Annotated in this window: 26 protein-coding genes and 1 pseudogene; 8 read left to right on the top strand and 19 right to left on the bottom strand. The window is 56.3% G+C overall.

Annotated elements, in window-relative coordinates; genetic code table 11:
- Nucleotides 1-143 precede the first annotated feature (143 nt).
- The 11 genes from ACR0ID_RS18105 to ACR0ID_RS18055 form a co-directional block, all read right to left on the bottom strand.
- On the bottom strand, nt 144-1,118 hold the full coding sequence (locus ACR0ID_RS18105; protein ID WP_480607608.1) for a nuclear transport factor 2 family protein: 975 nt from the start codon (nt 1,116-1,118) through the stop codon (nt 144-146).
- Nucleotides 1,115-2,134, bottom strand: coding sequence for a LacI family DNA-binding transcriptional regulator (locus tag ACR0ID_RS18100; RefSeq protein WP_480477938.1), 1,020 nt, complete (start codon nt 2,132-2,134; stop codon nt 1,115-1,117). The genes ACR0ID_RS18105 and ACR0ID_RS18100 overlap by 4 nt, the downstream gene beginning before the upstream one ends.
- Nucleotides 2,134-2,901, bottom strand: a complete 768-nt coding sequence (locus ACR0ID_RS18095) for an SDR family NAD(P)-dependent oxidoreductase (protein ID WP_480607605.1) — start codon at nt 2,899-2,901, stop codon at nt 2,134-2,136. The genes ACR0ID_RS18100 and ACR0ID_RS18095 overlap by 1 nt, the downstream gene beginning before the upstream one ends.
- A gap of 1 nt (nt 2,902) precedes the next feature.
- Nucleotides 2,903-3,952, bottom strand: coding sequence for an ester cyclase (locus tag ACR0ID_RS18090; protein ID WP_480607602.1), 1,050 nt, complete (start codon nt 3,950-3,952; stop codon nt 2,903-2,905).
- 83 nt (nt 3,953-4,035) lie between these two features.
- Nucleotides 4,036-5,376 carry a histidinol dehydrogenase gene (gene hisD / locus ACR0ID_RS18085; RefSeq protein WP_480607599.1) on the bottom strand — a complete coding sequence of 447 codons (1,341 nt, stop codon included), beginning with the start codon at nt 5,374-5,376 and terminating at the stop codon, nt 4,036-4,038.
- Nucleotides 5,377-5,387: 11 nt separating this feature from the next.
- Complete coding sequence (locus ACR0ID_RS18080; RefSeq protein WP_480555746.1) at nt 5,388-5,918, bottom strand: ester cyclase; 531 nt, start codon at nt 5,916-5,918, stop codon at nt 5,388-5,390.
- A 132-nt stretch (nt 5,919-6,050) separates the two neighbouring features.
- The gene (locus tag ACR0ID_RS18075; RefSeq protein ID WP_480477930.1) at nt 6,051-7,079 is read right to left on the bottom strand and encodes an ester cyclase; all 1,029 of its coding nucleotides are present in this window, start codon (nt 7,077-7,079) and stop codon (nt 6,051-6,053) included.
- 179 nt (nt 7,080-7,258) lie between these two features.
- Nucleotides 7,259-8,140 (bottom strand): carbohydrate ABC transporter permease, encoded by an 882-nt coding sequence (locus tag ACR0ID_RS18070; protein ID WP_480477928.1) that lies wholly within the window; start codon nt 8,138-8,140, stop codon nt 7,259-7,261.
- A gap of 1 nt (nt 8,141) precedes the next feature.
- Complete coding sequence (locus ACR0ID_RS18065) at nt 8,142-9,170, bottom strand: carbohydrate ABC transporter permease (RefSeq protein WP_480520775.1); 1,029 nt, start codon at nt 9,168-9,170, stop codon at nt 8,142-8,144.
- Between the two features lie 65 nt (nt 9,171-9,235).
- A complete protein-coding gene (locus ACR0ID_RS18060; protein WP_480520773.1) occupies nt 9,236-10,462 on the bottom strand; it encodes an ABC transporter substrate-binding protein in 1,227 nt (408 codons plus the stop codon).
- An 83-nt stretch (nt 10,463-10,545) separates the two neighbouring features.
- Nucleotides 10,546-11,595, bottom strand: coding sequence for an ABC transporter ATP-binding protein (locus ACR0ID_RS18055; protein WP_480484721.1), 1,050 nt, complete (start codon nt 11,593-11,595; stop codon nt 10,546-10,548).
- Nucleotides 11,596-11,755: 160 nt separating this feature from the next.
- Between ACR0ID_RS18055 and ACR0ID_RS18050 the strand changes: the two genes are divergently transcribed.
- The 4 genes from ACR0ID_RS18050 (at nt 11,756) to ACR0ID_RS18035 (ending at nt 14,945) form a co-directional block, all read left to right on the top strand.
- Nucleotides 11,756-12,757, top strand: a complete 1,002-nt coding sequence (locus ACR0ID_RS18050; RefSeq protein WP_480484722.1) for a nuclear transport factor 2 family protein — start codon at nt 11,756-11,758, stop codon at nt 12,755-12,757.
- A complete protein-coding gene (locus tag ACR0ID_RS18045) occupies nt 12,754-13,638 on the top strand; it encodes an amidohydrolase family protein (RefSeq protein ID WP_480484723.1) in 885 nt (294 codons plus the stop codon). Before ACR0ID_RS18050 ends, ACR0ID_RS18045 begins: the two co-directional genes overlap by 4 nt.
- 399 nt (nt 13,639-14,037) lie before the next feature.
- Nucleotides 14,038-14,679: a Crp/Fnr family transcriptional regulator gene (locus ACR0ID_RS18040; RefSeq protein ID WP_480520767.1), complete on the top strand. Its 642-nt coding sequence runs from the start codon at nt 14,038-14,040 to the stop codon at nt 14,677-14,679.
- A gap of 65 nt (nt 14,680-14,744) precedes the next feature.
- Entirely contained in the window at nt 14,745-14,945 is a 201-nt protein-coding gene (locus ACR0ID_RS18035) for a YgaP family membrane protein (protein ID WP_480520765.1), read from the top strand.
- A 252-nt stretch (nt 14,946-15,197) separates the two neighbouring features.
- On the opposite strand, the gene ACR0ID_RS18030 is transcribed toward ACR0ID_RS18035, so the two are convergent.
- Nucleotides 15,198-15,551 carry a hypothetical protein gene (locus ACR0ID_RS18030; protein ID WP_480607621.1) on the bottom strand — a complete coding sequence of 118 codons (354 nt, stop codon included), beginning with the start codon at nt 15,549-15,551 and terminating at the stop codon, nt 15,198-15,200.
- Between ACR0ID_RS18030 and ACR0ID_RS18025 the strand changes: the two genes are divergently transcribed.
- Both ACR0ID_RS18025 and ACR0ID_RS18020 read left to right on the top strand, forming a co-directional pair.
- On the top strand, nt 15,483-15,944 hold the full coding sequence (locus tag ACR0ID_RS18025; protein ID WP_480607624.1) for a hypothetical protein: 462 nt from the start codon (nt 15,483-15,485) through the stop codon (nt 15,942-15,944). The genes ACR0ID_RS18030 and ACR0ID_RS18025 overlap by 69 nt on opposite strands.
- 235 nt (nt 15,945-16,179) lie before the next feature.
- Nucleotides 16,180-16,359 (top strand): MerR family transcriptional regulator, encoded by a 180-nt coding sequence (locus tag ACR0ID_RS18020; protein WP_480477906.1) that lies wholly within the window; start codon nt 16,180-16,182, stop codon nt 16,357-16,359.
- Between the two features lie 218 nt (nt 16,360-16,577).
- Here the strand turns inward: ACR0ID_RS18020 and ACR0ID_RS18015 are convergent, their stop codons facing one another.
- From ACR0ID_RS18015 to ACR0ID_RS17990, 6 genes and pseudogenes are all read right to left on the bottom strand, one after another.
- Entirely contained in the window at nt 16,578-16,739 is a 162-nt protein-coding gene (locus tag ACR0ID_RS18015; protein WP_480607594.1) for a hypothetical protein, read from the bottom strand.
- A 61-nt stretch (nt 16,740-16,800) separates the two neighbouring features.
- A complete protein-coding gene (locus tag ACR0ID_RS18010) occupies nt 16,801-17,361 on the bottom strand; it encodes a DUF3833 domain-containing protein (RefSeq protein WP_480607591.1) in 561 nt (186 codons plus the stop codon).
- Nucleotides 17,358-18,584, bottom strand: coding sequence for an MFS transporter (locus tag ACR0ID_RS18005; RefSeq protein ID WP_480607588.1), 1,227 nt, complete (start codon nt 18,582-18,584; stop codon nt 17,358-17,360). Before ACR0ID_RS18005 ends, ACR0ID_RS18010 begins: the two co-directional genes overlap by 4 nt.
- Entirely contained in the window at nt 18,584-19,078 is a 495-nt protein-coding gene (locus ACR0ID_RS18000) for a hypothetical protein (protein WP_480607585.1), read from the bottom strand. Before ACR0ID_RS18000 ends, ACR0ID_RS18005 begins: the two co-directional genes overlap by 1 nt.
- Nucleotides 19,071-19,487, bottom strand: a pseudogene (locus ACR0ID_RS17995) (class I SAM-dependent methyltransferase); the annotation flags it as partial. The pseudogene ACR0ID_RS17995 and the gene ACR0ID_RS18000, both read right to left, overlap by 8 nt.
- Nucleotides 19,488-19,515: 28 nt before the next feature.
- On the bottom strand, nt 19,516-20,859 hold the full coding sequence (locus ACR0ID_RS17990) for an NAD(P)/FAD-dependent oxidoreductase (RefSeq protein WP_480555757.1): 1,344 nt from the start codon (nt 20,857-20,859) through the stop codon (nt 19,516-19,518).
- Nucleotides 20,860-20,986: 127 nt separating this feature from the next.
- Here ACR0ID_RS17990 and ACR0ID_RS17985 point away from each other — a divergent pair, with 127 nt between their 5' ends.
- Nucleotides 20,987-21,757 carry a DUF1365 domain-containing protein gene (locus tag ACR0ID_RS17985; RefSeq protein ID WP_480607582.1) on the top strand — a complete coding sequence of 257 codons (771 nt, stop codon included), beginning with the start codon at nt 20,987-20,989 and terminating at the stop codon, nt 21,755-21,757.
- Nucleotides 21,754-22,479, top strand: coding sequence for an SDR family NAD(P)-dependent oxidoreductase (locus ACR0ID_RS17980; RefSeq protein WP_480555759.1), 726 nt, complete (start codon nt 21,754-21,756; stop codon nt 22,477-22,479). The genes ACR0ID_RS17985 and ACR0ID_RS17980 overlap by 4 nt, the downstream gene beginning before the upstream one ends.
- A 243-nt stretch (nt 22,480-22,722) precedes the next feature.
- Here the strand turns inward: ACR0ID_RS17980 and ACR0ID_RS17975 are convergent, their stop codons facing one another.
- Complete coding sequence (locus tag ACR0ID_RS17975) at nt 22,723-23,433, bottom strand: GntR family transcriptional regulator (RefSeq protein WP_480607579.1); 711 nt, start codon at nt 23,431-23,433, stop codon at nt 22,723-22,725.
- Nucleotides 23,434-23,542: the final 109 nt, after the last annotated feature.

Here is a 23,542-nt window from a genome sequence, read left to right as displayed (position 1 = left end):
TCCTTTTGATTTGGGTTTGATGAAATCAATCCAAACCACCCGGCGGGCGATTGTTCAGCCGCCGGGCGCGCAGGCTGGCGCGATGGGCGTGGTACCGCCGCAACGCCTGCCCGGCATCCAGATTTGAGATACGGTGCGACATTCTAGAGATCACCGGTCTTCAGCAGAATCTGTTTCCAGATCGAGGTTTCGTCAAACAAGGTGTATTCTTTGCGCAGACCCCACGGACCGAACTCGGCCTGGCTGATGCCCAGCACAAAGACCTCGGCCCCTGTGGGCACGCCGAACACGCCCCAGCCGTCATGCTTGCCGTGCAAAGACCAGCGGATCGCGGCGCGCGGCGGCATCATCGGGTCGTCACGGCCGATCTGATGGTGGATCTTGAATTCGGCACGTGGGAACGCTGCGCGCAGACCCATCCAGAACCTATCAACCGGCCTCCAACTGTGGCCGGTCGTGCCGCCGGGATATTCTGACAGAACAGCGCGGTCGTATTCAGCCTCGATCACCCTCATATCGGCATTCATGATCCGGGTCAGGATATCCGCGTATTTCTGGCCCCATTCACTGTCATTGCCACGGCCTTTATAGGGGCCGGGCCTATCGTTCGCGGGCGTGAGGGGCTGCACGCAGGCGTCTGGCCCACCCTCGCGCGCGATCAGATCGCGGGCGTATTCCTTGGGATCCCAGCCCATCTGCTGCACGATCGCGCTCTGGTCGCGGATGAGCCACTCATCGTTGATCTGGTTGTTTATTGCGTGGCAGTCGGCAAGAATGCGGTAGATCAGTTTCTTGCCAGTCGCCTTGCCATAAACACCGTCACCGAGATGGCTCGCGGTGGATAAAAGGCGATGCGACGACAGCATGCCCTCTTCCGGCGTTCCCGACCAGATAACATCCTCGCCCAACAGTGTACGATCAGGGAACTCTGCAAGGGTCGCCATAGTGGCAGCAATGACATTCTGATTTCCGACAACCACCGACCCAGGCGAACGCACGACGATGTCCGGGGCATAATAGTCGTGCAGCGTCGCAATGCCGCGATCTTCCCAGATTTCTTTGGTGATTCCTATTATGTAATCGGGAAAGTCTTTGAATTTGTGATTAAATCCCTTCATGTCTTCCATCCTTCAGGTATGCGGGCGGAGCCTCGAACAATCAGCGGCCCGTCAATCTCGACCCGACGCGGGCCGGCATCGGGGTCCTCAATCTTGCCAAGCAGAATATCGACAGTTTCGGTGACCATGCGATTGGCAGGCTGTCGAATGGTGGTCAGGTTGTAGGCTGGCCATGAGGCGACAGTGACATCGTCGTACCCGATGACCGAAACGTCGCCCGGAACATTCAGCCCTAATTCGAACCGCAGCGTGTCCATCACGGAAATGGCCATGTGATCGTTGGCGACAAACACAGCATCAGGCGGATCGGCTTCGAACATCCTCAGCGTGGCTTGTCGGGCTTCTTCCGTCGAAAAATTTCCTACCTCACGGGCGTGCAGCGTAACCCCGGCTTTCTGCAAGGCGGCAACAAACCCTGTTTCGCGGTCACGCTGGGTCGAAGCTCCTTCCCACCCGGCGATATATCCAATCTTTTGGTGCCCAGCTGCCAACAGGAACTCAGCCGCCTTTCGACCACCGGCAACGTTGTCGGATGTAACTGACGACATTGCCGTGTCATCTTGTGCCCGATTGAACAACACCATCGGTATACCGGCCGTTCGGCAGCGGTCGGACAAATCCGAGGACAAAGCCACCGAAGCGGCGATGATCCCTTCGACCTGAAAGTCGAGTATTTCTTCGACCACATTGTCGATGTTTCCAGACTCATGCGAAGCCATGAATATCAACACGTGGTATCCACGTTCCTGTAACGTGTTTGTCAGCTTCTCCAGCGCCTCGGGATAGAACTGGTTGTTCAGATAGGCCACGACAAGCCCGATGATCCGGCTTTTCCCGGACACCACAGCGCGGGCCAGAACGTTCGGGCGATAGCCCAGTTCCTTGGCCGCCTTGCGCACCTTTTCAACGGTTTTTTTCGACGCTGACGCGCCGGGGGTGAACACACGGCTGACCGCAGATTGGCTGACCCCGGCGAGACGGGCAACTTCCAGTGATGTAACTTTTTGTGTCGCCATCAGTCTGCCGTCCAACCTCCGTCAACTATCAATGCCGTGCCCGTCACCAGCGCCGACGCGTCCGAGGCCAGATAAACCACCGCCCCCATGATGTCCTCAATCTCTCCCGGGCGACCCAGTTTTATCCTGTCCAGAATCCAGGTCCGCTTATCCGGATCGTCGAAAGTCGACTTTGTCAGATCCGTCAGAATGAAGGTGGGGCAAATCGTGTTAACCCGGATCTTTGACGGTCCGAACTCAAGCGCCATCGCCTTGGTGAAGCCTTCAACCGCGAATTTCGACGCACAATAAACCGCGCGTTCGCGACCACCAACATGGCCCATCTGGCTAGAGATATTGATCAGTGAACCGGGACGGCCGACGTCGAGTAGGCCTTTGGCAACAGCCTGGGTCAGGAAATATGCACCTTTGACATTGACGCCTATCACCGCATCGAAATCTTCAGGCTGTGTTTCCACGGCCTTGCCGTGTCGGGCAAGCCCGGCTGAGTTCAGCAGAATATCGAACGGCCCATTTTGCGCTACAGCTTCAGCGGTTGCCGCCACGTCCGAAACATCCAGTTCCAGAGCCCTGGCAGACCATCCCTGCGCCGACATATCTTTTGCAATATCCTGCAGCGCACCTGCACGGCGCGCTGCCAAAGTGACCTCAGCACCATGTTCCGCCAGCGCCACAGCGCAGGCCATGCCTATGCCCGACGAGGCTCCGGCGACCAAAGCTCGCTTGCCGCTCAGGTCGAAACTGGGGGTGCTGGGAAAATGGGGCATATCAGACCTCGCCGACCGGGAATGGGATGGTGCCCGGTACACGTGCCTTATTGAACTCACGCAGTCGGGCAAAAACATTTACGCCCAATTGCCGATACACGTCCAGCAGATCGACCAACACCCAATTCTCGCGGATCAGCCCACCTTCCAGACGCCAGAAATCAAGTGACTTCAAAGTGATCCGTTTGCCCGAAGACGCAATCCCCATCCAGCCGTCATGGGTGACGGTCTGGATCATGTTCGGCCAGCCAGTCACAGCGGCGTAGTCGCCATCACCAAAAAAATGAAAGGTAATCTCGTCAGCGTGCTGGCCACGATCGGGCATTCCGTTGAGGAAGGGAATCTGGTGCCAGTTGCGGAATCCCGCGATACCGCGCGCTGTCCCGATCCCGGCGGGGCCGTACCAGTTCATGCGCGGATGCCAGAACCGCTCCATCTCCATCACTTCGGGCCCACCCTGGCTGGGGTGTTTCTCAAGATGTTTCAGCATGTCGACGATATGATTGCACGAGGCCAGAGATTTCACCTCATCCCACGGTCCGGATACAACGCCATCCAGAGACGCCGGGCCGGGAATGCAGAACTCCAGCCCCAGAGACGGGGCCATTGGCCAGGCATTCGCCTGCATCATGACTTCGGGAATATCCCAGAGTGTCTGGATCTCGACAACCTTGCCTTCTTCGAAACGGTAGAATTCGTGGAACCGCATATGGACCAAATGCCCGGTCGGCGGGATGTCCAGCCAGGGGGCGACAAAGGTGCCGAAGTAGTGGCCGCCGCAGCCGACCCAGTCGTTGCCCTGTTCTGTCCGACCACCCATTACGATCCAGTCGCGACGCTCAAGATCGGGCATGGATTTTAGTATCGGCGCATAACAGGTGTCATAGAGTTCCTGCGGGCCGGTCAGATCTCCGAATGGATACAACATGTGGATGGCAGCATCGGGCGCGATTACCGCCTCCAGCGCATCTCGTACCCCGGCTTCGTCGAATTTATACATAGCCTCGCGCAGGGGCGCGATCAGGGCCTTGTGGGTAGAGTAAGTATCCATTGCGAAATCTCGCATCGTGTTAACTTCTTATCCAAAAAATTCTGTAGCGCCCCGGTCGATTCCGGGCGCAAGATTCGTCCCGCTTACGAAGACGCCTCCGCCGTCTCGCGATATGGTGCGCCTTCACCATACGGCACGTTGATGCCCCCGTAACGCCGGAGGCGGATGTTGCATTGTTCGGCATGGCCGACAAAGCCTTCCAGCATGCACAGGCGCGAGCCGTATTCGCCGATCATCGCCGCGGCCTCATCAGTGACGACTTTCTGATAGCTGTGGGTTTTCATGAATTTGCCGACCCAGAGCCCGCCGGTATAGCGCCCGGCCTTCTTGGTCGGCAGTGTATGATTGGTTCCGATCACCTTGTCGCCGTTGGCCACGTTGGTGCGCGGCCCCAGGAACAGCGCGCCATAACAGGTCATGTTTTCCAGAAACCAGTCGTCGCGGTCGGTCATGACCTGAACGTGCTCGGAGGCAATGTCTTCGGCCATTTGCAGCATCTCGTCATAGGTGTCGCAGACGATGACCTCGCCATATTCTTCCCAGCTGACTTTGGCGGTACCTGCGGTGGGCAGGATTCCGAGGATTCGGTCGATCTCGCTCAGTGTTTCTTGGGCCAGCTTGTGCGAGTTGGTGACGAGAACGCAGGGGCTGTTATAGCCATGCTCGGCCTGTCCCAGCAAATCGGTCGCACAAAGCTCGGCGTCCGCAGCAGTTTTGTCTGCGATCACCATGGTTTCGGTCGGCCCGGCAAAAAGATCGATACCCACCCGGCCAAACAATTGGCGCTTGGCTTCGGCCACAAAGGCGTTGCCGGGGCCAACCAGCATGTGAACCGGATCAATGGTCTCAGTCCCGATCGCCATGGCGCCGATAGCCTGGATCCCACCCATCACGTAGATCTCGTGGGCACCGCCCAGATGCATCGCTGCGATTACGGCCGCATTGGGTTTGCCCTGAAACGGCGGGGTACATGCGATGATGCGCGGAACACCCGCAACCTTTGCTGTTGCGACCGACATATGCGCCGATGCCACCATCGGGAACTTGCCGCCCGGCACGTAGCAGCCAACCGACTGCACAGGGATGTTCTTGTGACCCAAAATCACTCCTGGCAGAGTTTCAACCTCGATATCCAGCATCGAGTCGCGTTGTGCCTGCGCAAAGCTCGTCACCTGCTTCTGCGCGAATTTGATATCGGCCAGTTCGCGTTCAGTCAGCGAGTTGATCAATTCGTCGATCTGATCCTGGCTTAGACGGAAGCATTCCGGCGAGTAATTGTCGAACTTCTCTGACAGCTCACGCACTGCGGTATCGCCGCGGGTTTCGATATCCGCCAGCGTTGCCTCGACAACAGCTCGGGTTTTGGCATCGTCTTCTGCTCGGTCAGCTTCTGGTTTGCCGCGTTTCAGGTATTCAATAGCCATTGTCTCTATCCTCAGTTTTCAGGCCGGGGTGGAGTTTTTTCTCCCCGGTCAAATGCTTCCCAGCCTTCGCCATTGAACAGATCAACGCCAAGCTGCGTGGCGACATGGGCGAAGTCGACATTCACCCAATTGTCGATGATCTTGCCATCGACGACTTTCCAGAAATCCATGTAACGGATCTCGACCCGCTTTCCCGTCGGAGCGATGCCCAAGAACTCGCCCGAATGAGTCGCCTCCTGTCGGCCAAAAGCGGCAGCCCACTCGCCCATGTAAAGTCGGGCCTCGTCGATGCAGGTCTTATCAGAAAATGCTGCCTGGAACGGGCGCTGCCAGTTGTTCTGAAACTCCTTGAGCCCAGTTTTGGTGCCGCAGCCCTGGTTGCCGATCCAGCGGAACCCTTCGGCGAAGAATTCGCCGATATCGTCGATGCGGTGATCATTCAAACCATCGACCATGCCCTCGATCACGGCGCGGGTCTCGTCGGTTTTTCTCATGTCCGTGTTACGTGTCAGCACGGCCTGTTCGGGGCGGGAGCCCTTCATGTGTCTTTTCCTTTTATGGTTACCAAGGGGTTTTCTGTGTCGACTGGGAAGGTCAGCCTGCTGTCAGAAAATCCCTTGGCATCCGGTTGAGCGCCGGGTGGCGCGCAATGGCGTTATGTCTGGCAGAACAGCTCATTGGGTCTGTTCAGAAATTTCGGCAAAAAGGTCGTAACCCAGTTGCAACAGCAGATGTGGAATATCGAGCATGCACCAGTTCTCGATGATCTTGCCGTCTGCGCAGCGCCACCAGTCGCAGTCACGCATAAAAACGCGCTTTCCCGTTGGCTCCAGGTCCAGGAAGGGTTTGACGTGGACGCCGGTGATCTGCGGCCAGCCGCACAGGAACGCATAGTCGCCATCCCCGGCCTTGCAATTCGAACCAACGCCGGTGACGCCTGCATCCGTGCCGTCGCCCCAGCCCTCGAACGTGTTTTCGAAAGGGGACTGGAAGCCGGCAAACGCATCCACTGTCGCATAAGAGCCTAGCCCGCCGGGACCGTACCACACCATTCGGTCATCCCAATAAGGTCGCCAGCTTTGGTCTTCGGTCGTCAGCTGTATTAGCATGTCCTCGACCAGATCTGCTGTGGCGCGTGACTGCGCTGGGTCTGATGGCCCAATGACGATGCCGTCATGAGTTGCCGGACCCGGCACGACACCTTCATAGCCCTGTAGGTTCAAAGGCCAGAGGCCGAGTGCGATGATCAGTTCTGCAAAGCCGAGGAAGACATAGGATTCGACGATCTTGCCATCTTCCATTCGGTGGAACTCACCAAACCGCAGAAATGCCAGTTTGCCACTGGGTGGAATACCACAAAGCGGTCGCGTGAAATGACCATGGAAATACCCGGTTGAGGTGACCCACTCGCTTCCCAGGTATTCGCCACCCGTGACCACATAGTTCTGACGGGTGAGCCCCTCGAACGCCTCTGATATCGCAAAGATGACAGAGCTGACGTAGCCGTTGCCATCGGGGGCTGCATTGATCGGATGGCTCGCTTCGGTAGTGGCCGTTGCGGCGAAAATCTCGCTGGCGGCCGTCTCAATGGTCTCGCCGAGGCCCTTATCAAAGCTTTCGAGAAACTGACGATAAAGCTGTTTGTTTTCAAACGTGGTTCCGGTAGCAATACCCATCGCTGGGCGATTTGCGCGCTTGTTCATGGCGCTTTCCTTTTTAGAACGTGTTCCTATTCGCTGTGACGGTGTGCTGGCACGAGGACCTGCGCGCATCAAAGCAAATGGAATTCGTCCCGGCCGACGGGCCCGGCGCGCAGCCAAGTTCAGGCTGGCTGCGTGCGCGTGGGCAGATACGGACTGAGGATGAGTGCGCCCCATTTGTGTCAGCCTTTCACAGCCCCGGCGGTTAGGCCGCCCACGATCTGACGCTGGAAGAACATCACCAGGAGGAACAGTGGAACTGTGGCTGAAACCACCGCCGCAACAGCAAACATCACGTTGCCCTCAGTCTGTGTTGTACCGAGGAAGGCGGCGATGGCAGGCACCATGGTGCGGTTGCTTTCGGACAGCAGCATCGCGCCCACAGCAAAATCGTTATAGGCCAACAGGAAGGAGAACAGCCCGGTGGTAATGACACCCGGCCACATCACCGGAATGATCACGCGTCGGAAAGCCTGAAACTGGTTGCATCCGTCGACCTTAGCACTTTCATCCAACTCGCTTGGGATGTTCTTGAAGAAGGAATGCAGCATCCACAGGGTGAACGGCTGGTTGATTGCCACCAGCACGATAATGGTGGTCGGAAGAATCCCCCAAACATTCCATTCAAAGAAGGGCAGAAGATATCCTGAGACCAGAGTGATTGGCGGCATTGCACGGAAAATCAACGCCGTGATCAAAAGCCAAAATGTGTAGTTATAGGTTGACCGCGAAAGGGCGTAACCCCCTAACGTTCCGATGGTCAGCGAGATGGTAACTACAAAGAAACACACGATCCCGGTGTTCAGAACATTGCGCCAGAACTCTTCCTGAATCCATGCGCCCTCATATCCGGTGGTGGTGAACGGGGAGCCATAAACCGCTTCGGTTCGGGCGCCGGTCAGGGCGTTGGTCCAGTCAGCGATCGAGAAGAAATCCAGCTCGACCTTGAACGATCCCCAAACCGTCCAAAGGAACGGAAAGGCGGCCAGGATAAACCAAAGGAGCACAAACAGGGACGAGGCGATCCGAAGGCTTGTAGGCATTCTTTGTGCGCGGCTGGCCATATTATCTCGCTCCTTTGAAATCGCGCCAGGTGCGGACAAGCACGGGCGACAGAAGAATGGCGACCCCGATTATCGTCATCACAGAGGTAGCGGCAGCGGAAGACAGTTGCCGAGTCTCGCCACCGAGATCGTAAAAGATGAAGGTGCTGAGTGATTGCGCATGCGCTTGTGCGCTGAAGCCGATGATAGGTTCAAACACCTTAAAGTTATCCATCAACTGGATCAGCGCAACAAATGTGACCAGAGGCATGAGGTGGGGAACAACCACAAATTTGACCTGTTGCCAGCGCGTAGCCCCGTCGATCTGGGCAGCCTCGATCTGGTCTTGGGGCAAGGTTTGCAGACCAGCATAGAACACGACAAAGGCAAAAGGAGCGGCGTGCCAAACACCATAGACCATCAGTGCTACCCACATCAGCCCTGTTGAGGCTTTTAGGCTGAAATTCGGATCTCCGGCCAGATATACGAGGGCGTTTCCGATCACCCCGCGACTGTCAATCATCCAAAACAGGATGAGCGAACCGATCAGCGGGGTCACAATCATGGGCAGAAGAGAGAAAAAGATCATCAGACCCTTGAGTTGCCGGTGCAAGGAGTTGACCGCCAACGCAATCAACAGCCCCAATACAATTGTGAGCGGTGTCACGACAGCTACGAAGGTCAGCGTAAACGCCATTGCCCGATAAAAGGGCAAATTCCCGAGCTCCGAGAAAAACTCGCCCCAATTGTCACTCGAGGCCCAGATTTGACCAAACTCCTGTGTCGCCAGATGGCCTCGATTAAAGTAAATGTCCAATCCCACAAACCGGCCCAGAGGTTGCTCGGCGCGAAGGGCCGCAGTGGCCGCTTGATCAACAGTGGTCTCGGTTGTGCATCCGATAAGCGGGGTGCAGTTCTCAACCTCCAACAGAACGGCCGGGTGCGGGGCGAAAATCGATTGGGTCACCACCGAGACAATAGGCATGGCGATGAACAACAACATCGCAAGACCTGTGGGCAAGAAGAACCAAAGGAATGTCTTATGGCGCACGTTGCAATCCTCTCATCGGTGTGTTTGTGCGGACGCCGTTCAAGAACGCCCGCACAAGGCACATCTTATTGAAGGTAACCTTGCTCGATGGCGGCAGCCCGATAAGCAGCCTCGACATCGGCCAATGCCTGCTCGGCTGATTCCTTACCTTGCATGAAGTCCGCAAGTTCGTTGCCGAGCGCCGTGTGCATCAAGCCCATGTAAGGCAACATGGGATAGGGCAGTGTACCCATCTTGGCTGCCGCAAACACACCTTGGGCATCTTTACCAGGCTGGTAACCTTCGATAAGCCAAACTGCCAGAGGCGTGGTTTCATCATTCAGCATGTCCGGGCGGATGCCGTGCTTCATAGCAATGAACGTGGCCTCAGCTTCTTCATCCGGAATGTTTTTTCCGACAGTCCAACCGTCCCACCACAGGGTCGTCGCTGGTGTGGTGCCGCCGCCAACCGTCAGCGGAGCGCCAATCGCATGGCCATCGATCACCTCCTGTAGCACACCTTCGGTAGTGGTTTGCTGCGATGCGCGCGAGCCCCACATATTCATGATCGCAACGTTGCCAGCGCGGTATTCGGCATTGGTGGCATTAGAGTCATGCGTCAGGAAGTCGGGATTCATGTATTCCGACAAAGCCTTCATCATGTTCAGGGCGTTGACACCGGCCTCAGAATTCACGTTGGGTTCCGCCGTACCGGGTTTAAAATGGCTGCCGCCATAGCCAAGGAACATATTGTTGAATTCCTGCGCCAGGTTCCAACCCGATGCATAGGCTCCACCAACCGGGTTTTGCATGATGCCCTGCGCACGAATGGCCTCGGCCACCTCGAGCATTTCCTCATAGGTGGTCGGCACTTCGACGCCAGCCTGTTCCAGAACATCCTTGCGATACATCAGATGCTGCGCGTTCGCCATAAAGGCGACGGCCATGATGTTGTCGCCAATCTTGATCAGCTGCCCAGGCTGCAGGTCCTGGCCATATTTTTCCACCAGATCATTGAGCGGACGAATAACGTCTTCGTTCATCAGTGCCACAACCGAACTATTGGCGATGATTGCGGTTGTGTATTCCGACGGATTGCCTGACAGGCCAGCCACGTTGATGGTCTGGTGCTCGGATGTCAGGTTGGATTCTACCGGCGCTCCGGTGCATTCCTTTGCTCCGGCTGCGACGGCCTGGATGGCCGCAAATTCATTACCGACTATGTTGACACGTGCGCCGATTTCGCAGGCATATCCTGCGCTTGCGGCAAAGGCGGCTACCGAGCCGGCCAATGCAATATTCTTCAGAAACATCAATATTCCTCCCTAGATGGATGGGTGCATCTTCGAAGTCTGCACCCTGGTTACCCCGTCCCAACGGGTGTCGTTTGCGGTTCTCAGCCTTCCAGGCGAGCCCCAGTTTGCGCATCAAACAGATGGCAGTGGTCGGTATGGATATGAATCGAGACCTGATCGTCGATTTCGGCCCGATAGGTTTTGTCGGCCTTGACCGAGACCAGCGCACCACCGATCCGAACCGAGACCATGGTGCTGTCGCCCAACAGCTCTTGTGTATAGATCGGTGCATTGATCTCGCCGCCGCTTTCCACAACATTGGCGTCCTCGGCGCGAAACCCCAGCGTGATAGGACCGTCGGGCGCGTTCAACCCGTGTACCTCAGTGCTTTTGGCGCGAAACACGCCACCCTGAACCTCGCCATCGACAAGGTTCATTGCCGGGTTGCCGATAAAGCTGGCGACAAAGGTGTTGGCGGGGGTGTCATATATATCGACCGGAGTACCGACCTGTTGCACGACACCCTGTTTCATGATCACCACCCGATCAGCCAGTGTCATAGCCTCGATCTGGTCGTGGGTGACATAGATCGTGGTGACCGCCAATTCGTGGCTGAGGTTCTTGATCTGTGCGCGGGTGGAAACGCGCAGTTTTGCGTCAAGGTTGGATAGTGGCTCGTCCATAAGGAACACGTTCGGCTCGCGCACTATGGCACGAGCCAAGGCAACCCTCTGACGCTGACCACCAGACAATTCCGCTGGCTTGCGGTGCAGGAAGTCATCCAACTCAACCATGGCCGAAGCGCGCCGCACTTTTTCGTCATGGGTAGCAGGGTCAATACCGCGAACTTTAAGCGGGAAGCGAATGTTCTCATATACATTCATATTCGGATAGAGCGCGTATGACTGGAACACCATCGCAACATCGCGGTCTTTGGGCTCCATGTCATTTACTCGGGCACCATCGATCAGAATATCGCCCTCAGATGCGTCCTCGAGGCCAGCAATCATGCGCATTGTCGTGGTCTTTCCGCAACCTGACGGCCCAAGAAGTACCAGAAATTCCTTGTCGGCTATTGTCAGGTCAAAATTGTCAACTCCGACAAACGATCCCCAACGCTTTCCAACATTGCGAAGTTGAATTTCGGCCATTCTGTCCTCCCTGTTGCACTCGTAGTGCATACGCTTGCAAAACCATAGACAACAAAAGAAACATCTGGCAAGCTTTTTTTGCATGCGTGTGCAAAAGCCGACTTCATCTTCCTCGCAATTCGCCCCTTGGCAGCGACTAAAGAACTGAAAGAAAATAATAATGTCCTATGAAATCCAAAAATCGATCATCTTGGATTACTACACGGCGCTCAGCAGCGTAAAAGAATCGGATATCGCCAACACGTTGTCTGAGTTCTGCACAGAAGACTACCTGTGGCGCGGTTTCCACCCGTTTGATGAGCTTCGGGGCACCCATGACGTAGCACAGGCATTCTGGCGTCCCCTGAAGCAAAGTCTAAGGAAAATGCAGCGCCGGATGGACGTGTTCATGGCCGGAAAAAACGAGATGGACGGATTCACCTCGGTCTGGGTTGTTTCAATGGGGCATCTGATGGGCCTGTTCGACAATGCGTGGCTGGGCATCGCCCCCACGGGCAAGATGGCGTTTTTGCGCTATTGTGAGTTCAACAAGATCGAGAATGGCAAGATCGCCGAAACGGCGATGTATTTCGACATCCCGCATTTCATGATGCAGGTCGGGTTGCAGCCCTTCCCGCCTCAAACTGCAGCCCATCTGGTTCAACCCGGACCGATGACGCATGACGGGTTGATGTTCAGCCCGCAGCCTGCCGAAGAAGGCGAGAAAACTCTCGACACGATCAATGCCATGATTTCCGATCTCGGCCAATGGAACAGCGGCTTGAGCCTTGAGGAAGAATTGCGCCAGACATGGAGCGAAGACATGATTTGGTGGGGGCCCGCCGGGATCGGTGCGACCTATACGATTGAGCGTTATGCAAAGCAGCACTCAGGCCCGTTCCGCGCATCCTTAACGGACCGCTCGAAGACCAAGCACATTTGCCGCTTGGCTGAGGGTCACTATGGCGGCTTTTTCGGCTGGCCGAATTTCACGGCGCGGCCCACCGGCGGGTTCATGGGTATGCCCGCCACAGACAAGGCCGGTGAATTCCGTGTGATCGACATCTATCGTCGCGCGGGTGACAAGCTGGCCGAGAACTGGGTTTTCATTGACCTGCTGCACTTCTGGAAACAACAGGGTGTCGATATTTTGGGGCGCATGTCGAAAGTACCGCGAACATGACCGGCTGGATCGATGCCCATCACCACCTTTGGGACCTTGAAGCTGTAAACTACCCCTGGCTGATGGCGCGCGGGGTGGAAAGGTTCTTTGGCGACCCGACGCCGATTCAACGGAATTATCTACTGCGCGAGTTCCGGTCCGAAGCCGCGCCCTGCGGAGTCGGTGCCTCGATCCATATCCAGGTGGGAGCCAAAAACGGTCTGGACGAAGCCCGGTGGGTTCAAGCTGTCGCCGAAACCAATCCAGACTGGCCAATGGCGCAGGTTGTGTTCTGTGACCTGACCTCGGCTGACCTACACGCCCAGCTTGATACGTTTCAGGCTCTTCCAACTGTACGCGGTGTGCGCCAGATCGTCGGGCGCGCACCCGGAGAGGACGCGCAGACGGGAACCAATTTCCTGTTGGACGATCCGCGGTTTCTGGACGGACTGAAGGAGGCTGGACGGCGTGACCTCAGCTTTGATCTGCAGCTCATTCCTGATTTGATCGGAAAAACCACCCGAGTTCTCGCGCAAGCCTCGAATACACGAGTCGCTCTATGCCATGCCGGATCACCATATGACCGCACTCCGGCGGGCCTGAAAAGCTGGGCTCAAAGATTGCGCGCTCTGTCCGATCTGCCGCACGTCTCATGCAAGCTCTCAGGTCTGGGCATGTTCGATCACAACTGGGCGCCTGAGAGTATTCGCCCGATCGTGGAGATTTGCCTTGAACAATTCGGACCAAAGAGGGTCATGTTTGGCTCGAATTTCCCGGTCGACAAACTCTATGGCAATTACACATCGCTGGTACAGGCTTACCGTGATCTGGTTCCGGCTGAGGCCCAATCGGCTGTGTTCAGAGAAACCGCAGAACACTTCTATGATCTCGAGGTGCCCTGAGAATGATATTCATCCTTGAAACAATAAGGTTCTGTCGCAGATTTCTTTGAGAACTGCACAGACGGAGCTGGAGAGGCGATTGTCCCGCCAGTTGTTAGGCCGGTAATCGGCTCTCAGAAGTCATCTCGACTTCCGCCCATCTGACAGCGATGACTTTGACGTTCCGGCACTCAAACGCAACGGGGACAGTCGTTCCGGGGAACCCGTAGGAATGGGGAAGCCTTCCAAAAGATAATGGAACTCGTTTCGGACCCATGAGGTGTTGGTATTCAAGGCTTGAATTGACAGAATCTTCAACATTGATCCTGTGCAGATGGGTTCGTCACAGATTAATTGGGTTTGCCCGCGAGGGTCCCAAGGCAAAAAACCCGGAAGAGAGCGTGATACGGAGGTAAAGCAGTGACCCAACAGAACTGGAGCCAGGCAATTCTCGACCGGCTCAAGTCCGAAGGAAGTCGTCTGGCCATACCAGACGGATACCAACTGTTTGCACCGGGCGCTTACGGTGAGGTGTTTTTGATCATTCGTTCGGGCATCGTCCGAGTGGAACAAACCAGCCCGTCAGGGCGGACCGTTGTTCTTTATCGGGTTGGCCCGTACGACAGTTGCGTTATGACGACCTCGTGCATGTTGTCGGACATCCCCTATTCAGGGTTCGGTTATGCCGAGGGGCCGGTGACGGCGCTGGCCATCGGGCGGGACAAGTTCAACACGTTGCTGGCCACAGATGCAGAATTTCGAGGTGCGGTCTTCATGGCGTTTTCACAACGCATTGTTGAACTGTCCGAGGTTATCGATGATCTTCTACTTAACCGGATGGACCTGAAATTGGCGCAGTGGCTTTTGGATCAAGGCGCACATTCGGGCGATATCCGCACCACGCACCAGCGCATTGCGGCCGAACTGGGCAGCGCACGCGAAGTCATGTCCCGTATCCTCAAGGATTTTGAACATCGGGGATGGGTCAGGCTTGAGCGAGGTGTGATTTATCTGCAGGATCGCCCAGCCCTGCACCACCATGCCAGAACGGGAGTTGTGTGACCTCGTCACATAACACGGTTTGGAAAACAGCGAATCTTGGACCAGATAATCAAGGAGATTCGACCATGCAATTCACGTCTAATGTTGGTTCTGTCGACCGGGTTCTGCGCCTGATCCTCGGTGGCGTGCTGATCCTTCTGGCACTGACCGGCACCATCGGCCCCTGGGGTTGGCTTGGAGCTGTGTTTGTGCTGACGGCCTTCATGAAATTCTGCCCGATTTATGCGCTTCTGGGTCTGTGCACCAACAAGCAAGCCAAGCCGTAACACGTCCTACCCTTGCCTCGCGCAACACTGGGATTCGTCTGGGTTCCGGCGTTGTGCGGCGGGCGCGGCGTTCCTCGGGGCATCCACTGTTGTCCATCCCCCAGCTGACAACCGGCACCAAATTCGAAAGGTGTCAGCATTCGGGCCAGCATGTCGCCTTCTACCCCTAGCACCAGACCGCTACGCAGTTGCACAACCCGGATGCCCATACCCACGATTGGCGCAGCGGCGCGCTCCCATGTGTCGCACACCTCATGGATGAAGACGGGGTGGTAGGTGTCGTCTTCGGTGAGGATCTCGTCTTGCCGCGGCCCATACCAGCCCACGGCGGAACCGGTGATTAGGCAAGATGGTTTTTGATCCAGCCTGCGGATCAGTGCGACGAAATCTTTCGTCATCACGACCCGAGACTGCAGGATGCGGGCGTTTCCGACGCGTCCAATGCGCGTTTGCCACCAGCTCACCTGCCAGATTGACGATGGCGTCAAAGCGCTCTGTGTTGTCAATTTGCTCGAGTGAGGTGATCAGGCGTACCGGATGGGGCAATGCGTCGGCCTTTTGCAGGTTGCGGGTCAGGACGGTGACGTGGTGGCCACCAGCAACCAGGGCCTCGACCAGACGTTGCCTGATGAAACCGGTGCCACCCGTGATCAGCAGATGTTGTCGGGGCGCGAGTTGCGTGACCAGAGAGGCCGCGTTGACGGCATTCAACCGCGTGCTGCGTGCGGCCGCCAGCAAATCGCGCGCGCTGAACAGCGCCACACCAAACGCGGCAAGGGTAGCCATGATGCTCCAACTGCCGTGATGGACAGCCATTCGCCGTCCAATTCGCCCTTCGTGCCGATGAAAACGATCTGGCTTCCAGGCGCTCGCACCGTCGAACAGATCGAAGGACTTGTGGAAGCTCTCTCGCACGGTGCGTTGCCGGAACCTGTCACGCAGCAGATCGAAGCCCTGATTGCACGTGAACCGGAAGACACGCCGGACAGGGCACGTTGAAAGAAACCCATTGCGGGCAGTGGGCGAACGCCTGATTTGTTTGCAAATGGCCTTTTTGCCTGAGCGCTACCATCTGGCAGTAGGGCATGCGGCGACCAATCTAATGGAAGTTGAGAGTCCTATTTATCCTATGCTGCACTGTCGTCGAAAGCCGATTGCTGAGAAGCTCTATAAAAGACGCTTGACCTGAAGTAGCTTCAGGACTGTAGGAGCCTGGGCGAAAGGGTCTGATAGTATGATGATTTCAGAAGTTGCCGGACTCACCGGGCTCAGCATCTCGACAATTCGCTTCCATGAGAAATCGGGGCTATGCCCTTCATCCAACGCGGCTCGGATGGCAAACGCAGGTTCAAGAAGACAGATGTCGATTGGTTGGAGTTATTGGCGTCACTTCGCTCGACAGGAGTGCCTTTGACGGAAATGCGATCTTTTGCAGAGCTCTACGCATCTGGCGACGGCAAGGTCCCTGAGCGCAAAGCTGTCCTGTTGGCGCATAGGCGGCGACTTGACGACCATCTCGCCATGGCTCTGCTTGATTCCGGGTGTCTGTCTCATCTCCACTCCTTGGTGGTTTCGATGTGCCAGAAACCCTCTCTTATCAAATCAACCTAAACTGTCCCATTAGCGCTGACGTCAGACAATATAGATCACACCCCAGATGCCAAAGCCCCACCCCGGGGGTTGATCCGGCCAGAAGTCCATGGTGACAGGAAACTGTTCGGGCCGGTAGCCTGCGAATTCATCTGTCATCAACGGAGACGGCGCAAACACAACAGACGCCAGTGCAACTGTCATCGCAAGAATGGGTAGATTTTGTTCATCAGGACAGGTCCTTCTGTTCGGGTCCCATCCCGGTTCAGCGTCGTGCTTCGTGGTCCGGGCGCATGGTCGCGATCAGCTCGGCCACCTTGAAGCCGAATTTGCGCATCTCAGATTTGTTCATGATGACGCCGCTTTCGGTTAGGTAAAGCCAGTCGATTGCTGTCAGCGTGTGACCGCCAGCATCTTTCGGCAGAATGATCTTGTACTCCATCTTGATTGTTGACCCAGAAACGACCCCTCGTGCCTCGCCGACAATGTCGTCGGCGGTGGCGGTGAACGTGTTGCCGTCGCTGAGCTTCAGGAACCATTTGCGACTTTGCTTTTTGCCGTTTGAAAAGGTGAACTCTTCGCTCAGCGTACCAGTGTCGCCGTCCCATTCACCGACCATTCTGGCAACGAAGCTGTTCGTCATCTTTCCGGTTGGGCCATAAATCAGACCTTCGGAGAGGATTTCACCGCTCAGGTGGGTTTTGAGCGAAAAGGCAGGGCTTGTATCGGCATAGTCTGACGGGGTTTGTGCGCGAAAACTGAGAAACATGGACTTTGCCGCCATGACCAGAGCGGCAAGAATGAGCAGGGCAGTAAGGAGTTTCATTGGGTTGGGTTCTCCGTAGGAAGCGCCAGGACAAGCGCCAAGGCGCCGAGTTTCAGGATGCAGGGAAGGACGGCATAAGAGATGTTCAATGTATTCAGGGCCTCAGTGCTGTTTGTCGCGCCGGGTCTAAAGCCACTGCTTTCCAGCACGGGCAGAACAGCGAAAGCGGCCACAGCAAGGCCAAGTTTGCCCGCAAAGGACCAGATGCCAAAAGCTAACGATGCCTTTAGACCCGCCCGGGTCAGCGCCACCGAAAACATAGCCGGAAGGATAACCATATCGGCCCCCAGGGCGGCGCCGGATGCCAGGCAGATCACGGCAAAGCCAACCTGACTGCCGGGTGCTAGGAACGCGGCCCCGACAAAGCCGAGGATTGCCAAGGGCATGGCGACCAACAGCGTGGCTTTCGAGCCCATTCTTTGGCTCAGACGGGCCCATAGCGGCACGCTGAAACCTGCGCTGAGAAAGAACAGGATCAACAAGGGGCCGGCTTTGCCCGGCAGTTGTAAGCGGTCTTCCACGAAAAAAAGAAACAATGTCGAGGTAATGGCAACAGGTAGGCTGTTGACCAGTGCCAACACGAGAAGTCTCAGAGCGCCAGTTTGGCGGAGCGCACCAAGGGACATACGGTCACCTTCGATGGGTTCGCGACGCCAGATCGGCAGGGTGATCACGGCAACGACAAGGGCCAGCGCTCCAAGAAACAGGCCAAACGCTTCGTATCCCTGACCGGTGGCCCCAAAGGTGACAAGGAAAGCCGGTGCAATGGCAGCAATCACCACGCCAGCCAGCATGCCACCCTCACGAAACGCCGCCAGCGTCATCAGAGAGCGTGGCGTCGGTTTGGCTGCCAAAGTGGCGCTGCGTCCATAGAGCAGGATCATGCCAAGGCTGTAGGCCGAGAAGAGCAGAACAAGGACTGCCACCAGACTTGGAATCGCGTTTGGCCCCGGTTGAGCGGTGAATAGCAATGGAAAGCCGATGGCCAGCCCAAGCGCCGCGGCGCTGGCAAACAGGATTTGTGCCCGTGGCCAGCGGTCGATTGCCCAGCCAATCAGTGGGTCCTGAACAAGATCGACCAGCCGGATGACCAACAGGATCGTGCCAATTGCCCCCAGCCCGATGCCAAGCTCAACCGAAGCAAACCGCGGCAAGTGGATGTAAAGCGGAATGCCAGCCGCGGCCAGCATCAGCGCATAGAGGCTGACACGCGGGTAAAGCATCACTCGCCCTTCAGTTTCCGGGTGAAGGATTCCGAACGTGTGTTTTCGCCAAGAAAGATCGACATGAACCTGTTCTTGATCCTAGGATGGCTTAGCGTGCAAACCCGTTTTCCATTGTGCCAGAACCCGATTTGGTTTGGCCCCTTGGAGATGGCGACATAGCGGTCACCCTTGCGTACATCGTTGAAACACATTTCCAACTGGCCGCGCACTGGCAGGGTGGCCCCGGTACGGCTCAGTTCGCGCATGGTGGCTTCGACCAGATCAAGTTCTGTCAGGTTGCGGAGGTATTTCAGCTCGAGCCCGAAATCCTTGCTCCAGTCCAGAGGTGCTCCGGACTTGGTGAAGAGCTGAGCTTCGTAGAGCGGGAAGCCTATATAACGAAAAGTTGCCGTGCCGCGCGTTTCGGCATCGGGCAGCACAGATTTGATTGCGGACGCCTGCGTACCCGTTGGCGAGGCGAGCAAGGCAAGAGCAAAGACAAAACTACGCATGGGCCATCTCCACTTGAACGACATTGGTATGCCCCACGGCAAAGGACGCGGCACAGATCTCGAGATAGTACTGCCAGTTGCAGAAGAAGCTCTCGCCATATCCCAATTCCGAAACGCGACGCTTTTGCGCGGTAAGGTTATTGGCCCAGTTCCGACAGGTTCGGGCATAATCCTGCCCGAAAGCAAAGCTGTCGCAAGCTGCGAATCCAGCGTTACTGGCTTGGGCCTCGATAACACGGTCCGACAGCAGCATGCCGCCAGGGAAAACGTATTGGCGGATGTAATCGGACGAGGACTTGTATGTGTCAAAAAAGCTGTCTTTGACGGTGATCGCTTGCAACAACACGCGCCCACCCTCGGCCAAGCTGCGCTTGAGCATGGCAAAGTAGCTGGGCCAGTAGCGCTCGCCCTCGGGGGTGCGCAGGATCAGCTGCCCGTCATGCAGTCGCTCGCAGGTCGATAGAAAATTCGATTTCAGAGCCTTGTTGATTAAGCGCATTTTCCATTCCTGTGATTAGGTGACGTTCATTCAGGGCGCGCACGACGCGCATTGCACTGGCGATACCGTCCTCGTGAAACCCGTGCCTGTTCCATGCTCCGGCAAACCATGTCCGGTTGCGTCCCTGCATTTCCCGAATGTCGCGCTGTGCCTTGAGCGCTGCCTTGTCAAACATCGGGTGGGCGAAGTTCGCTACGTCATAAACTTTGTCCTGAGGGATCTCGGTCGACGGGTTCAGGGTGACGAACAGGGGATCGGATTCAGGGATATTCTGCAGCCTGTTCATCCAATAAGTGAGGCCGATGTCGCCATCCTGCGACCGGTACGCCCAGCTCGACCAGCAGGCGCGCCGCCGGGGCATCTGATTTTCATCACAATGCAGAACAGCCGTATTGGGTTGATAGCGGATGTTACCAAGAGCGGCGGCTTCGGCGTGTGTCGCGTCTTGCCCCAAGATCTGGAGGGCCTGGTCCGAATGGCAAGCCATGATGATCTCGTCAAAAGAAGCCGATAGGCCCTTGTCAGCAAAGATGCGCACTTCATGCGTGTCGCGCTGGACATGCCGAACCGGTGCATCGGTGCGAATGACACAGCCGCGAGCCAGAAGCGCGGATTCCAACCGGCGGACATATTCGATGCTGCCACCTTTCACCGTCCACCACTGATGTTCGCCAGAGCCGGCTAAAAGTGCGTGGTTGCGGAAGAATTGTACCAGCGATTTCGCCGGGAATTGGTCTATATCTTCAACCGGGGTTGACCAGATCGCTCCGCACATCGGCATCAGGTAGTTGTTGCGGAACCAATCGCCGAGGCCCAGCTCCTCGACCAGTTCACCAATGGTCTTGTTGTCATCCGTAGCGGCAGCCTCGGCACGCTTTCCAAAGCGAATGATGTCCGCAATCATCTTGTAAAACTGCGGTCGCAGCAGGTTACGTTTTTGCGCAGTGATCGATCCCACGTTGTTCAGACCGTATTCCAGCCAGCCATCATTGATGCTGGCGCCGAAACTCATCACGCTCTTGATCACCGGAACGTCGAGATCACGGAACAGCCGCGTCAGGTAGGGATAGGTTACGTAGTTGAACACGATGAAACCGGTGTCGACCGGTTGGTCGCCGTTCTTGCCCGCCATCACGGTTCGGGCATGCCCGCCTAGACGCGGGGATGCTTCAAACAGGGTGACGTCATGGTAGGGCGCCAGATAATAGGCGGACGAGAGGCCCGATATACCACCGCCGACAATTGCGATTTTCTTTCTTGGGCCGTGAATCTGATCGAACATGCCGTCCTCATCTTTACAACGTTATGAGGCTGTTACGCGGCGCCGGTCAAATTGGATCAGAAAAGCACGAGAATAGTATTCAACGCGTTCTGATCCATGAGCCGCGCAGCCGCGTATAGGACACATGATGCTGGAACATATTCAGGCCCAAACCCTGCATGCCCGACGCGGAAAGCTGAAGAACACCTTCAGCTACGGTGTCGATTTTGTGTTGACCGATCTTGGTGTTAAGGCGCCTTGGCTGTTGTCGCGAAACCGGTTCAATCTATGGTCACTGTGGGATCGTCAGCATGGCGGAACACGGGGTGACGGGCGCGGGTTGGCGTGGTTCAAGCAGGTTCTGCAAGAGCGTGGGTTACGAACCAAGGACGCACAACTTTTGCTTCTGACCCAGCCAAGCTTCCTTTGGTTTCATTTCAACCCGGTCAGCTTTTGGATTGCGCTGGTTGATGGCACCCCGAGGGCCTTTGTTGCCGAGGTTAATAGCACCTTCGGCCAGCGACATTGCTATTTTTGCGCACACGAAGGATTTCGCCCGATCGCACGTAGTGACACTCTGGTTGCCGAGAAACTCATGCACGTGTCTCCGTTTCAGAGAATTGCTGGTCACTACCGGTTCAATTTCGGCTTCAGTGAAACACGGATCGACATTCGCATTTCCTTTGAAAATGAAGACCAGGGCGTTCTGGCTACGCTATCCGGAGAGCGGCGTGCGGCAACAAACAGGTCGCTCCTTTGGGCCGCCGTCCGCCGACCCTTGGGTGCGGTGCGGGTTTTGGCGCTGATCCATTGGCAGGCGGCGATCCTGTATCTGAAACGCGCGCCGTTTCTTCGGAAACGCCCTGCGCCCGCGGCTCTTATAAGCGAAAGCCAGCCGTTAGGTGACGTCGGCAAATGACCGATTTCCTAAACAAGACATATTGGCTCATCGGAGCTAGCGAAGGATTGGGGCGAGCCCTTGCGAAGCGACTGGACGCAGAAGGTGCGCACCTGATCTTGTCGGCGCGTAATCGCGAGCGACTGAATACCCTGAATGCCGAGTTGACCAGTGCAACCGTGCTTGCGCTGGACGTGACCGATGGCGACTCCGTGCGTCGCGCGGCGCAGGCGGCGGGTGATGTGGACGGTGTGATTTATAATGTTGGCGCCTACGAACCCATGGGCACAACAGAGTGGGACAGCGAAACCGCGTTGACCATGGTGGATGTCAATTTCACCGGGGCGATGCGTGTCCTGGGCGAAGTGGTGCCAAGGATGGTTGCGCAGGATCGGGGCGACATTACCCTGATCGGATCGCTGGCGGGGTATCGCGGTCTTCCCGCCGCGATCGGATATGGCGCCAGCAAGGCTGCATTGATCAGCCTAGCCGAAACCATGCGTTTTGATCTTAGAGACAGCGGAGTATTTGTGCGTCTGATCAATCCCGGTTTCATCAAGACCCGCCTGACCCTGAAAAACAAATTCCGTATGCCCATGTTGATGACGCCCGAAGATGCCGCGACCCGTGTGTTGAAGGCCATGACAAGGCGCCGTTTCCGCACGGATTTCCCGGCGCCGTTTTCCTGGGTGATCCGCGCGCTCGCAATTCTGCCGGACTGGCTGGTTTATCGAGGGAAGTAACGCCGTTTCCAACTTGTTCCGAAACGATGGGGCTGCCGAGTTTTCAGCAGCCCCAGATTGTTGGCGGTGCCCTGCCATGACGAACAGGTTATTGTCCTTAGTGACGGGCTGGTCGCGTGCCGGGAAGCGACCGTATTGCACGGATCGCTCGGATTCCTTCGGCGGCACGTTTTCAGAAAGGCCCGGCCAGAATGCCCTTTTAGTTCAACGATCCTGTTCGGACGGAGTTTGCGACAGAACCAATTACATGCGTCCGGTGAGTATCTTAGCCAGATCAGGTTCAACCTTTTGGGTTTTTTCCAGATCCAGGCTGTTTTTAACGTGAAGAAGGTGGTGTTGGATGCTGTCTACCGCAGATTGCGGGTCACCACTCGCGATCGCATTGATGATCGACGCGTGCTCATCATCGGGGCAAGATGAGTCCTTGTTGGTTCCAAACAGCGCCACGATCAGAGAAGACCGGGTCACCAGTTCCCTGACGACGCGAGTGAGAACTGCGTTGTTGTGGCATTTAGCTAACTCGACATGAAATTCACCAGAGAGCCTGATAATTTCTGTTTGGTCGTTCCTTGCCCTAGCCTCATCTTCCTTTTTGATATGAAGCCGCAACGCTTTGACCCCCGCGTTGCTAATTTCTCGCGTCAAATCCCGAACGATACCGGTTTCGATCATCAAGCGGGCCTCAAACACGTCTCGGGCTTCTTCGGGGCTTGGGCAAGCAATGAATGCACCGCAGTTGGAATGAAGTTCAACAATGCCTTGGCTACTTAACAACAACAATGCGCGGCGGACGCGCATGCGACCAACGCCAAAGGTCTCACATAAGGTTTGTTCACTCAATTTGGTTCGTGGAGCCAGCTTTTGTTCCATTACGGCGGAATAAATTCGATCAACGATCAATTGCTCATCCGGATCAGATTGGACGGTGTCGAGTATTTGTTGTGCGTCTGTCATCTGGTTTCAATTCGACTGGACCGCGTTGCACGAATAGCGCTTGGGCCGCATTTGCCCCTTTCCCCGGTTCGTTATGCGACACGTTCATAGGTCGCACGACCTAGACGGG

This window comes from Ruegeria sp. AL2, from assembly GCF_056540845.1.
This window is presented reverse-complemented; position numbering and strand designations above follow the sequence as displayed.